Source organism: Parvibaculum sp. (assembly GCF_019635935.1).
Classification (GTDB): domain Bacteria; phylum Pseudomonadota; class Alphaproteobacteria; order Parvibaculales; family Parvibaculaceae; genus Parvibaculum.
Genome location: NZ_JAHBYN010000001.1, coordinates 3312363 through 3325353 on the forward strand (window position 1 = coordinate 3312363; position 12991 = coordinate 3325353).

General features: G+C 62.9%; 10 protein-coding genes. 6 read left to right on the forward strand and 4 right to left on the reverse strand.

Annotation, left to right across the window (positions count from 1 at the left end):
- Positions 1–39: 39 nt before the first annotated feature.
- Complete coding sequence (locus tag KF719_RS16310; protein WP_293510154.1) at positions 40–624, forward strand: TetR/AcrR family transcriptional regulator; 585 nt, start codon at positions 40–42, stop codon at positions 622–624.
- Here KF719_RS16310 and KF719_RS16315 read toward each other — a convergent pair.
- The 3 genes from KF719_RS16315 to KF719_RS16325 form a co-directional block, all read right to left on the reverse strand.
- Positions 613–1641, reverse strand: coding sequence for a glutathione S-transferase family protein (locus tag KF719_RS16315; RefSeq protein WP_293510155.1), 1029 nt, complete (start codon positions 1639–1641; stop codon positions 613–615). The two genes, KF719_RS16310 and KF719_RS16315, sit on opposite strands and share 12 nt — an antisense overlap.
- Before the next feature lie 29 nt (positions 1642–1670).
- On the reverse strand, positions 1671–2765 hold the full coding sequence (locus KF719_RS16320; RefSeq protein WP_293510157.1) for a DUF2855 family protein: 1095 nt from the start codon (positions 2763–2765) through the stop codon (positions 1671–1673).
- A 167-nt stretch (positions 2766–2932) separates the two neighbouring features.
- Complete coding sequence (locus KF719_RS16325) at positions 2933–4036, reverse strand: hypothetical protein (protein ID WP_293510159.1); 1104 nt, start codon at positions 4034–4036, stop codon at positions 2933–2935.
- Between the two features lie 255 nt (positions 4037–4291).
- Between KF719_RS16325 and KF719_RS16330 the strand changes: the two genes are divergently transcribed.
- The 5 genes from KF719_RS16330 (at position 4292) to KF719_RS16350 (ending at position 11568) form a co-directional block, all read left to right on the forward strand.
- Entirely contained in the window at positions 4292–5983 is a 1692-nt protein-coding gene (locus tag KF719_RS16330; RefSeq protein WP_293510161.1) for an alpha/beta fold hydrolase, read from the forward strand.
- A 64-nt stretch (positions 5984–6047) separates the two neighbouring features.
- Positions 6048–6944 carry a poly(3-hydroxyalkanoate) depolymerase gene (gene phaZ / locus KF719_RS16335; RefSeq protein WP_293510162.1) on the forward strand — a complete coding sequence of 299 codons (897 nt, stop codon included), beginning with the start codon at positions 6048–6050 and terminating at the stop codon, positions 6942–6944.
- Positions 6945–7072: 128 nt separating this feature from the next.
- Positions 7073–8728, forward strand: a complete 1656-nt coding sequence (locus KF719_RS16340; RefSeq protein ID WP_293510163.1) for a sulfatase-like hydrolase/transferase — start codon at positions 7073–7075, stop codon at positions 8726–8728.
- Complete coding sequence (locus KF719_RS16345; RefSeq protein WP_293510165.1) at positions 8703–9674, forward strand: SUMF1/EgtB/PvdO family nonheme iron enzyme; 972 nt, start codon at positions 8703–8705, stop codon at positions 9672–9674. Before KF719_RS16340 ends, KF719_RS16345 begins: the two co-directional genes overlap by 26 nt.
- 73 nt (positions 9675–9747) lie before the next feature.
- On the forward strand, positions 9748–11568 hold the full coding sequence (locus KF719_RS16350) for a hybrid sensor histidine kinase/response regulator (RefSeq protein ID WP_293510167.1): 1821 nt from the start codon (positions 9748–9750) through the stop codon (positions 11566–11568).
- A 6-nt stretch (positions 11569–11574) separates the two neighbouring features.
- Here KF719_RS16350 and KF719_RS16355 read toward each other — a convergent pair whose 3' ends face one another.
- Entirely contained in the window at positions 11575–12930 is a 1356-nt protein-coding gene (locus KF719_RS16355) for a DUF1329 domain-containing protein (RefSeq protein WP_293510169.1), read from the reverse strand.
- Positions 12931–12991: the final 61 nt, after the last annotated feature.

Below are 12991 nucleotides of genomic sequence, written 5' to 3' on the forward strand. Positions count from 1 at the left end.
CGCTCCGCAATATCAAGGCATTCCCGAACCAAGGTCCCGATGTCCCCCAGCAAGGAAAAGCCGAAACCGGACGGACGCCGCCTGCGCAGCGAGGCCAGCCGGCAGCGCATCGTCGAGGCCATGCGCGACCTGGTTCGCGAAGGTCAGGTCGCGCCGCGCGCCGAGGACGTCGCCGCACGCGCCAATGTCGGACTGCGGAGCGTCTTCCGTCATTTCGATGACATGGAAACCCTCTACCGCGAAATCGCGGCCTTGATGCGCACCGAGCTGGCGCCGCTCCTTGCCGAGCAGCTGCCGCCGGCCGATGCGCCGGACCTCCTGGAGCAGCTTGTCGCGCGCCGCGCGAAACTGTTCGAAAAGATCATGCCGCTGCGCCTGGCCGCCGATGTGCACAGCCACACATCGCCATTTCTGCGCGAGGACCGGCACTGGATGAACGAGAGCCTCCGCGCGATCCTGCGTGCCTCGCTCCCCGCGGCGCTGACGAAAGATCGCACATTGCTGGATGCGTTCGACGCGGCAATGAGTTTCGAATTCTGGCGCCGCCTGCGCGAGGATCAGAACCTCTCGGTCGCGCAGGCCCGGCGCGTCGTCGAGCGGGTGATTGAAGCGCTAGCGAAATAGCGCCTCGACGCCGGTCCCCGCCAGCACATCGTCCACCGTCTTGCGGTCGGCGGGTGCCAGCGCCTCGCGCTTCTCGCGCAGCCATTGCAGGCACTTGCCCTGATAAGGGAAGGGCTGCTGCACCCAAGGCTTGCCGTCGATCTCGGTCTCGACCTTCTCGGCGCCCGCCATCAGTGCCTTCGCATTGGCAATCAGCGCCGGCACATAGACGCGCCCGACTTCCGCCAGCAGCCCGCGCATCGTATCGGGCACGGCGTCGCGTTTCATCCAGTCGCCATCCGTGGGCTCAAGTCCCGACAGATCTTCCATGATGTCGACCCAGGCGAAAACCCGCGGGCTCCGCGCGAGCGTTTCATCCATCGGCGTCGGATCGAAATGCGTCAGCTGCGTCAACTGGCCGAACACGCCGAAGTCGCTGCCACCGGGCCGCCCGCCCATCAGGAAGGGATGCTTCTTGAGATGCGCCGTCATCGCGTCGAGAAAGCGTTGATAGCTCGCCTCGATTACCGGCGCGGTTGTCTCGTTCGAGCCGACGACATAGAGCCGCGAAATCTGCCGTTCGGAAAAGAGCTTGCTCATCTGCGCCAGCGTCTCGTCCGATGCGCTGATGTTGCGCCACAGCGGCAGTATCGCCGCTGCCCGGTCGATATCCGCCCGGTAGTGCCAGCGATAGTGAAACATCGCCTTGGTCAGCCACTCGTCGGCATAGTCTTCAAGCAGGTAGTCGATGAATTCGACGACCGGATCGGCCGGCACGACGTTGCGTCCGTCGAATGCTTTCTCGAAGCGCCGGATCAGTGGCGTCGAGTCGACCGCTGCTTCGTAAGGACCGTTGCCTTCCTTCAGATAAAAAGTCGGCAGCAGCGCCACCTTCGGCTTCGGCAGGCTGTCTGGCACATTGTGCCCGGTCAGCAGGAAGCGATAGGGAATATGACGATAGCGCAGCACCGCGAGCATCTTGCGCGTATAGGGTGAGCCCGGTGCGCCGCTTAGCAGCAGCGGTGTCTCCAGCGTCATGATATGTCTCCTGTCCCCGTCTTTATTTTCTAGAGCGCAAGAATGTGCGCTTCGGCCGGATCGACTTTCCCGGCCAGCATTTCCGAATAGACCTTGCCGATCGCATCCGGCCCCTTGCCGCGTTCGAGCTTGACCCATGTCTGGGCCTTGGCGGCAAATGCGCGCCAGCTTTCGCCGAGCTTCGCATCGAAGCCGGCCTTCCCCCATTCTTCCATCCGCTTGCGCGCCTGATCGGGCGCGAAGAAGAGATGCGGCTTGGCGCCCGGCAAGGCGCCGGACACGCGCGGCGCATCCCAATGCGACAGACCCACCTGGGTGCTTTCGACCAGATTGCTGCCGAAATGATTGTGAACGGCGGCCAGCACCTCGCCATTGCCGGCAAAATCGACCACCAGCGCCGGCTTGCTTGCATCGAGCGTCGAAATCTTGTCGTAGGTCAGCGCGCGGTCGTAACAGCCGAGGCTCTCGACAAAGGCGAGATTGCCGGCAGACGTCAGCCCGACGACTTCCGGCCCCTGCGGCCGCCGCAGCGACAGGTTGAATGCAAGACCGAAGCCGGTTTTCGACGACGCGCTCAGAAGCACCGCCTGCTTCGCGCCGAAGAAATTATTGTCGGCCAGCCAGTCGTCGATCAGGAACGACGTCGTGTAAAGCGGATTGAGGATCGGCCTGAGGTCGTCCAGTGCCGGCGGCGAGGCCTTGTCGGTCTTGAGCCGCGTATAGGTGTTGTAGACCGGATGCAGCTCGCGCCGCTGCTTGTAAAGGTCGAGCAGCGATCCCGGCGTCACGTTTTCCGGCTGCATCACGAGATGCGATGACATCGGGAAATAGCCGTAAAGCCGTTCGCCTTCGGCAATCTCTTTCGAACGCGAACGCACCACCGTCGCATAGCCCCACACCGGAATACGGCCCCAGCCGGCATCGGCCGGAAAGAACGACCAGTAGTTCAGCATGTCGCCCGCCACCGCATAAGTGATGTTGTTGGCGGTGAAGGCGAATTTCTCGATCTCGACCAGCACCTGACCCTCGTCGAGCGCGATGTCCTCGGGCGCCGGCCCGCTCACCCATTTGCTCTTGGAAAGATCGGCGCGGTTGACGATGAAATCCTGTGTGGTGGCCGTCATTGCTTTTCCTTTCGGCGTCGAACTGGCGATGCCGCGCATGATGTCACCTGCATGGCGCCGGACCTAGCGCCGTTCGCGCACACATGGTTGTGCAGGATCGGCCATGTGGCATTAGCTGTCGCATGGACAGATCATATATTGGCAACTAGGATGTCAATATATGTCGGCTAGCGATCATGGTCAATTGGGGGTCGCTGGTCGCGTCGGATCGGAATGAGTTGCCGGGCGATGGTCTTCGTGGCGTGACGTAGGCGATCGGACGGTTTGTTGTCTGCCGCTTCGCCACGCATGCGCAGCAGGTCGACGATGATTTTTGCCATTTGCGCGTTTGTCAGCTTTCCGCGCTTGACGTCAGGACCTTGCAGCAACGTCTCCGGTGTAAACTTGTTGTCGGAAGAGAAATATTCTCGAAAAAGTTTCTCATTCGAACGCCGGAATATATCGAGAATGGCGCGGCGATCTTTGGTAGAGAGGAGCTCGGCCGCGGGGCGTCCATTCGCAAAATGCTTTTGCAGAAGATCGGAGACGGCTCGGCATTGGTCTTCGTCGTCGCATTGAGATTTGAAAATACGCATCAGCTCCGTCACTTCAATCGACGGACTCTCGTTCCGCTTAAGTTCCTTCGTCGCTTCCTTCAGAGCCGAAATGAGGACCGGACCGCGTTGGCGATGTTCGTCGACGCAACGCAGGAAATCCTCGGCAACGTTTAGCGATCGGTCGTAAAGACGCACTACGATTGCTTCTTTTCCAAATACCTTCGCCCATCGTGAGACACATCTGTAGATATTGAGATTGGCGTTTATTTGAAGCGGCGATTCCAGGTGAGCGTGGATCGTCTCGCTCCAATGATTTGCCGGGTTCTTCACGATCTCTGTATAGGTCGAAAGATATGTTTCGTCCTGCCGTCGCGCATAGAGAACGACGAAAACCTCAAAGTCGCCAAAGCCATCTCGCAGGAATTGGATAGCTTTCGGGTTAGCCGTAGAAAACTCTTCGCTGGACAGGATCGCCGTGTCGCCGCCCGAGCGCTTGATTTCATCGAGAACGACCGAAAGTTCGTGTTCGCGTGACAATGGTTCGGGCAGCCCCTTGTCACGCCGGCCTCTTATCGCGAAAGCCAGACGATGCTGTGCGTTCCAGTTGCCCAAATTCGCAGTCGGATAAATGACGCCAAGCTCTCTCAGGTCCTTCTGTCGCCCGTAGAGCATGTGCTGCACCGAGGAGGTGCCGGTTTTGTGCGGGCCGATGTGGATGAAGAGCTTCTGACGCATCTAGATTCCAGGTTCCGAACGAGATTTCGGCGAAAGTCTCCGACGGACTGCCTCCCAAGCAAGCACGGGCATTTCCCGCAGATATCCGCCGAAAAAGGCAGGAAAAACTAGTCTTATGAAGCCCTTGCCGCGCCTTCTTCGGCGGCGCATCATATATGCCTGTTGTGCGGGCGCAACGGCAACGCCCGCCCGGCAAGCGCCTTCCGGGGAGGGAAGGCGGGTGGGCAAGAAACGCAATAACGGGGAGGAAGACGCATGTCGAAGCGTCGCGACGATATTGGTGCGGGTATCGGTGAGGAAGCGGCCGAAACGCCGAATGTGTTGAGCCCGATTGTCGGCATCAGCCGCGAGGATGTGCTCTCGGCCATCGGTTCCATCGTGGGGGGCGCGGCGCGCCAGCCCTTCACCTTCATGCAGCATATCGGTTCCTTCGGCCGCGAGATGGTCGACATTGTCGCCGGCGGGGACAAGTTTGCCCCCCAGCCCAAGGATCGCCGCTTCGTCGATCAGGCGTGGCAGAAGAGCCCGGTCTATCGCCGGCTGATGCAGGGTTGGCTCGCCTTCCAGAGCGAGGTCCACGGCTTCATCCGCTCTCTCGATCTCGATCCGGTCGAACACGGTCGCGCCATGCTGGTCGCCGACATCATGATCGACGCCGTCGCGCCGACGAACACGCTGGTCGGCAATCCCTCCGCCGTGAAGCTCGCGCTCGACACCGGCGGCACGTCGCTGGTCCAGGGCTTCCGCAATGCCATCGACGATCTGCGCAACAATCACGGCATGCCCTCGCAAGTCGACAAGACGCCCTTCAAGGTCGGCGGCAATCTGGCCACCACCGAAGGCGCGGTTGTCTATCGCACGGAAATGCTCGAGCTGCTGCAATACACGCCCAAGTCCGACACCGTGCACAAGGTGCCGCTGCTCTTCGTGCCGCCGCAGATCAACAAATATTATGTGCTCGATCTGACGCCCGAGAAGAGCATGTCCCAATATCTGGTGCATCAGGGCCATCAGGTCTTCGTCGTCAGCTGGCGCAATCCGGGCCCGGAACATCGCGACTGGGGTCTTGCCGATTATGTTGCGGCGTTGGTGGACGTCATCGGCGTCGTTTGCTCGATTACGGACAGCGAAAAGCTCAACATCTCGGGCGGCTGCTCGGGCGGCATCACCACCGCGACGCTTTTGAGCCACCTCGCGGCCAAAGGGGACGACCGCATCAACTCGGTCACCTTCTGGGTTTGCGTTCTCGACCCGCGCATGGAGGACAGCGATGTCGGCGTGCTGGTCACCAAGCGCGGTATCGAGATGGCGCGACAGAGATCGGCAAAGAAAGGCGTGCTGGCGGGGTCCGATTTGTCGCGCGTCTTCGCCTGGCTGCGCCCCAACGATCTGATCTGGAACTACGTCGTCAACAACTATCTCCACGGACAGAAGCCGCCGGCATTCGACGTGCTCTTCTGGAACAACGACTCGACCAATCTCACAGCGGCGCTTCATTCCGACTATCTGTCGCTCTACGAAACGCAGCCCTTCGCCAATCCCGGCAAGGAAGAAATTCTCGGCACGCCAATCGATCTCGGCAAGGTCACGGTCGATGCCTTCATCGTCGGCGGCGTCACCGATCACATCACGCCCTGGAAGGCCTGCTACCGCACCACGCAGATGCTCGGCGGCAAACGGGAATTTGTGTTGTCGAACAGCGGCCACATTCAGGCGATTCTCAATCCGCCCGGCAACCCGAAGGCGAAGTATTTCGTTAACGATAATCTTCCCGCCACCGCCGACGAATGGGCGGCCGGTGCCTCCGAAGTCATGGGTTCATGGTGGGAACGCTGGGAAAAATGGCTGAGCGCGCGTTCCGGCGACAAGGTTCCGGCGCCGAAAAAGCTCGGTAACCGCAAATATAAGGCTATGGATGCGGCGCCGGGTACTTATGTATTAGGCTAGACATTCGTTGTTGAGTCGCCCCGTGGAGCGGGCAACGGGCGCGAGCCCTCCAGCCGGAGTAGTAATGACAGACAGGCAGCCCCGTTACCGCGACGTCAGAGCGGGTTCGAACATCCTGCGTACCGCCGTCTGGCATGGCGAAAGCAAGGGCAAGGGCAGTGCGAAGGGCCGGCCCTTGCTGTTCTTCAACGGCATCGGCGCCAACATCGAATTGATTGCGCCGCTCGCCGAAGCATTGACCGATCGCGACATCATTGCCTTCGATGCGCCCGGCGTCGGCGGTTCGGCCGCCGCCAGCATTCCCTATCGTCCGTGGAACCTCGCGCGCATGGCGGCCGCCATTCTCGATGAACTCGGCTATCACGGCGAAGTCGATGTGATGGGCGTCTCCTGGGGCGGCGCAATGGCGCAGCAATTCGCCTTCCAGTTCGGCTCGCGCGTCCACCGGCTCATACTCTGTGCGACATCGGCCGGCATGTTGATGGTGCCGGGCAATCCGAAGGCGCTGATGAAACTTGCCCATCCGCGCCGCTACATGGACCCCGCCTATCTGATGCAGCATTTCGAAATGCTCTACGGCGACGACACGGCAGAAGCGCCGGATCATTCGAGCCGCCTGCGCGCGCCGACGATCCGCGGCTACTTCTATCAATTGCTGGCCGGCATCGGCTGGACCAGCGTTCCCTTCCTTCCCTTCATCAAGCAGCCGACGCTGGTGCTCTCCGGCGACAACGACCAGATCGTGCCGCTGATCAATGGCCGCTTCCTCGCCCAGATCATTCCGGGCGCCCGCCTCGAAATCGTCTCCGGCGGCCACCTGTTTCTGGTCTCGCGCGCAAGCGAAGTGATCCCGCTGATCCGCGATTTCCTCGACGAGGTGGTCGAAAAACGCCCTTTCGCCGCCCGTCGCGCTAAGGCCGCGGCATCCGCGGCGCCTTTCACCGTCAAAATGGCCGATTGAGGCGCCTGCCGCTGAAATGACGGCCGCGGGCCCTTCGGGGCCCGCTTGCCTGCCGCCACCCGCATGGCTATATTAATGGTAAGCATTAAAAAATGTTCCGATCGCGGATCGGGGCAGGGGGGCGAGACATGAAAATCGGAAAGCGCGGCATCGGCGTTCTCGCCGGTCTGGTGGTTGTCGTCATCGTCGCGGGCGTCCTGTTCAGCCGCTACTGGATTTACATTCCCGGCCTCATCGACGCCTGGCGCGACCCGGTCGGCCCCAATGTCGAAATCGTCTGGGAGGAGGGCCCGGCCGAGGCGGCGCAGTCGCCCGCCGAACGCGCACCCAACATCATCGTCATCCTCGTCGACGATATGGGCTTCAACGAACTGACGCTGCATGGCGGCCTTGCCGGCGGCACCGTGCCGACGCCGCATATCGACGCCATCGCGAAAAACGGCGTCACCTTCACCAACGGCTATGCCGGCAACGCCACCTGCGCGCCCTCGCGCGCCGCCATCATGACCGGCCGCTTCGCCACCCGCTTCGGCTTCGAATTCACGCCGGCGCCCAAGGCCTTCGCCAAGAACATCGCGCGTTTCAACCGCGACGCAGGCGCCATCTACTACGCGGACCGCGAACCGCTGGTGCCCGAGCCCGATCTGATGACGCTGCCCGCCGACGAAATCACCATCGCCGAAACCTTGCAGGCGGCCGGTTACCGCACCCTGATGCTCGGCAAGTGGCATATCGGCGGCACCGAAACCTCGCGCCCCGAAAAGCGCGGCTTCGACGAGGCGCTGGGTTTCATGCGCGGTGCATCGCTCTTCCTGCCGGTCAACGACCCGAACGTTGTCAACTCGAAGCAGGATTTCGACCCGATCGATCAGTTTCTCTGGGCCAACCTTCCCTTCGCCGTCGAATTCAACGGTTCGCGGCGCTTCGAGCCGTCGCACTACATGACGGATTATCTGACCGATGAGGCGGTGAAGGCGATCCACGCCAACCGCAACCGCCCCTTCTTCATGTATCTCTCCTACAACGCGCCGCACACGCCGCTTCAGGCGCTGAAATCGGATTACGATGCGCTCTCGCATATCGAAAACCACACCGAGCGCGTCTACGCGGCGATGATTGTCGCGCTCGATCGCGGCGTGCAGAAAGTGATGGAAGCCCTGCGCGCGAACGGTCTGGAGGAAAACACCATCGTCATGTTCACCAGCGACAATGGCGGCGCCAACTATGTCGGCCTCCCCGATCTCAACAAGCCCTATCGCGGCTGGAAGATCACTTTCTTCGAGGGCGGCATTCACGTGCCCTATTTCATGCAATGGCCGGCCCGCATTCCGGCGGGCACGGTCTATGACGGCCCGGCCGCCCATGTCGACATCTTCACGACCGCGGCGGCCGCCGCCGGCGCCGTTCCGCCTTCCGACCGCATCATCGACGGCGTCGATCTCGTATCGCTGGCGCTCGGCGAAGCACCGCGGCCCGACCGGCCGCTCTTCTGGCGCTCGGGCCACTACAAGGCGCTGCTGAGCGACGGCTGGAAGCTTCAGGTCGCCGAACGGCCGGCGCGCCATTGGCTGTTCAACCTCTCGGTCGATCCGACCGAGAAGAACGATCTTTCGGAAGCCGAACCCGCTAAGCTCGCCGAAATGGTCGCGCTTCTGAACGAAATAGACAGCGAGCAGTCCGATCCGATCTGGCCCGCCCTGCTCGAAGGTCCCGTCATGATTGACCGTCCGCTGGGCGGCGCGCCGCGCGGACCGGACGATGAATATGTTTTCTGGCCGAACTAGGACGATTGCACTCTCGGTTGCGGCAGCAGTGCTTCTCGGCGTCGCCGCAATCGTCGCCGTCTGGACCGTCGGCGGCCGGGAGACGGCGCGGCTTGCCGCCGCTGAGCCCGCGCGCTGCCTCGCGGATGAAAACGGTCGCGGTGACGTCTGGGTGCCGCCCGGAACCTTCACGATGGGCGACACCGTCTATCCGGAAGAGGGCCCGCTGCGCCAGGTCGCGGTCGAGGGTTTCTGGATGGACCGCACCGAAGTCACCAATCGCGACTTCGCGGCCTTTGTCGCCGCCACCGGCTATGTGACGGTCGCCGAGCGTCCGGTCGATGCGACGCTGCATCCGCATCTGCCGCCTGAAATGCGGCTGCCCGGCGCGGTCGTCTTCGTGATGCCCAACAATGTCGATGGCATGGGCGACATCTCGCAATGGTGGCAATACGTTCCGGGCGCGAACTGGCGCCATCCGGGCGGGCCGAAAACCTCCATCGAGGGCCGCGACGATTTTCCGGTCACCGCCGTCGCGCTCGAGGATGCGCGCGCCTATGCGCAATGGAAGGGCAGGGCGCTCCCCACCGAAGCCGAGTGGGAATGGGCGGCCCGCGCCGCCGATCCGGATGCGCCGCCCGCGCGCGACCGTCCGAAAGAGGCAAACACCTGGCAGGGCCTGTTCCCGGTCGTCAACACCGCCGAGGACGGCTTCGTCGGCGTCGCGCCGGTTGGCTGTTTCGAGACCAACGCACTCGGTCTCCACGATATGCTCGGCAACCTCTGGGAATGGACGGCCGACCCCTATGACGGCCGCCGCGACGCGCATGTCATCAAGGGCGGCTCATATCTCTGCGCGCCGAACTACTGCATGCGTTACCGCCCGGCGGCGCGCCAGCCGCAGGAGGTGGACCTTGCCACCACCCATCTCGGCTTCCGCACGATCCGCGCTGCGCCGGGCCCCTGACCTGCCTCTGCCATTCGGCATATCGTCACCCGTTCCCGCCTTTGCTACGGTCTTCGGCAGGGGGGATTCGGCAATGGAACCGGAAAGTCAGGCGGCGCCCGCGTCGGTGGTCGAGCTCAATCCGTTTCTTGGACGGGTATTCGGCGTCGACATCGCCGATCCCGTGGTGCTCCGCACCTTCGCCGACCGTGTCGATCTGATCTTTCGTCACGCCCGCACGGGCGTCCTTGTCCACATCCTGGTCGCCACGGTGACCGCCTATTCGATGGATGTCGGCGACAACACCCGCGATGTCTGGACCTGGGGTGCGGTGATGGTCGCCCTCGGGCTCCTGCGCAGTGCCGCCATCGAGCTCTATCTCCGGGGTTATGCCGGGCTCACAAATCCGGTGCGTGCGCTGATCGTCTTCTATGTCATCATCGGCATCACGGGTCTTTGCTGGGGCGCGGGCGGCGCCTTCGTATTGCCGAACGAGTCGGCGCGGCAGGTCTTTTTCATCATGATGCTGAGCGGCACCGCCGCCGGCACCGTCACGACGCTGGCGCCTTTCTATTCGGCGCAGATTCTGGCGCTGTGCACCTCGCTTCTGCCGCTGATGTTGCGCTTCGCCCTCGACGGCAGCGAGGAAGAGGCGATCATGGCGGCCGCACTGGTGCTGTTCATGGCAGCCATGTTTGCGACCGGCCGCAACACGCATCTCGCGGTGGTGTCGAGCCTCCGGTTGCGCCTCGAAAATGTCGACCTGCTCGACAGCCTGCGCCGCAAGAGCGAGGAGCTCGACGCCACGTCGCGCGCAAAGACACGCTTTCTCGCTGCCGCCAGCCACGATCTGCGCCAGCCGCTTCACGCGCTGCGCCTTCAGGCCGAGTCGTTGGCGGTGAGCGTTGCCGCGGGCACCCGGGCCCGAACCATCATCGATCGCATCGGACTCTCCGTCGATGCGATGGAACGACTGCTGAACAGCTTGCTCGACATTTCGAAGCTCGACGCCGATGTGGTGAAGCCGCAGATGGTCGAATTTCGTGCCGACACGCTGCTCGACGCGCTGCGTCAGGAATTCGGCGCCCAGGCCTCGGCCGCCGGCTGCGACCTGCGGTTTCTGCGGCGCGGCGACTGGCTGGAGAGCGACCCGACATTGATCGAAACGATTCTTCGAAACCTCGTCGGCAATGCGATCCGTCACGCACCGGGCGCGAAAATACTTGTCGGCTGCCGCCGTTTCGGCGATGCCGTATGCATCCTCGTCGCCGACACCGGTCCGGGCATCGCCCCGGAATATGTCGACCGCGTCTTCGAGGAGTTTTTCCAGACCGGCAACCCCGAGCGCGACCGCGACAAGGGCCTCGGTCTCGGCCTGTCGATCGTCAGCCGTGTGGCGACGCTGCTTGATCTGCGGATGGAGTTCAGTTCGGTGCCGGGCCGCGGCACCCGTTTCATCTTCATTGTCCCGCCGCCGCCCGCCCCGCGTGAGGTGACGCAACCCTCCGCGCCCATGCCCGCGTCGCGCAGCCTCGCCGGCATCGCAGGCAGTGCGGTCTGGATTGTCGACGACGACGAGAGCGGCCGTCTGGCGCTCGCCGATGTCGTGGCGCAATGGGGCTGCGAGACGTCGGCGGCCGCCTCGGCGGATGAACTTCTGAGCGTTGGTCTCGCCGCGCCGGATTTCGTCATTGCCGACTATCGGCTTCGCGAGCAAACCACCGGCGTCGAGGCCATCGGCGCAATTCGTGCCCATTTCGGCGACGCCAGCCTGCCGGCGGTCATCGTCACCGGCGACACGGCGCCGGAAAGGCTGCGCGAACTCGCAGCTTCCGGCGTCCATGTGCTGCACAAGCCGGTACAGCTCGGCCGTCTGCGCTCCATCATGGCGAACCTGATGGTGCGCGTCGAATGACGCAGCCTACCGCACCACGAGCCGCCGGAGCGCGGCCGGTGTGAATTCGTCGTCTTTCAGCGCATCGGCGTGATAGTCGGGCGCCGGCTCCTGTGCTTTCAATTGCTGCACATGATAGCGCCCGGTGGCGAAGTCATAGGCGATCTCCGAGTCCATCGCGCAAAACGGCACCTCGTAATAGTTCTGCACATAGGCTTCCTGTGCCCGCGCCACGGCGCCGTCCGCGCCGTAGAGATCGGTCTGCACGATCATCCAGCTGTCTTCGTCGACATAAAGCGTGCGCCGGTGAAAGGCGTGCCGTGCGCCGGCCTTCAACCGCCCGTCGACCACCCAAACCCGATGCAGTTCGTAGCGCACGGCTTCGGGGTTCAGATGCCCGCTTTGCAGTATCTCCGAATAGTTGAAATCGCCGGAGCTGAGCTTGTACGTGTTGTAAGGCGTCAGGATTTCGCGCTTGCCTTCGAGCGTCCAGTCATAGAGGTCGAGCGCGCCGTTGTACATGAACTGCATGTCGCTGAAGCGCAGATTGTCGGTCCCCGGAATGGGGCTGTCATAGGCGCTGCGGCTGGCTGCCACCACGCGCCGGTTCTGCGGGCTGTAAAGCCAGCCAAAGCGTTCCTGCACCTTCTGGTTGATCGTGTTGTGAAACAGGAATGCGCTGCCCGCCTGCTGCGCCGGTGCGGTGTTGATACGGATCCATTTCGACTCGACATTGTTGAGATCGGCGATGTCGCCAAGCGCCGGATCGGCATAGCCGTTGATGCGCCGGTCGGAACTCTGCACCACCGTATAGGCGCCGCCGCTGGTCGGTGCCGCCGCCGCCACCTGCATGGTGCTCTTGTAGCCGCGATAGCCAAGAATGTGATTCCAGATGACCTGCTTGGCTTCCGTCGGAACGGGGAAGGGCGAGGCGATGCGCGCGCCCTCCACGCCATTGCCGTCGGCGACCAGCCGCGCATTGGCGGCATTGTGCTTCATCGCGTCGTAGACCGTCTGCGGATAGGCGCAAGCGCGCCGCGTCGGATAGACGTTGAGCTTGTAGGTCGCGTGTGTCCGCATCATCGCCTTCTGGCCCTCGGTCAGATTGGCGGCGTGCGCGTCCATGTTCGATGCGTCGACCGTGTAGATCGCGGCATCGCCCGCGAAAGGATCGACATGCTTTTGACCGGCCACGTAACCCGCCGGCGGAGTCGAGATGCCGCCCGTCCATTCGGGAATAGTGCCGGCCGCGTTGCCCGCGCGCTCGGCACCCATCGGCGTCAGGTCGGCGCCGAGCCGCGCCGGATCGGCCGTCGCGGCCCCCGCCAGCATCGCCGAAAATGTCAGTGTAAGGACGAGACGTGAAGCCACGTTTCTTTTCATTTTCCTTCCTCCCTCTGTCCCGCCGTCGCTGTTCCTGCGGCGGGTTTTGTGCCGATTGCCT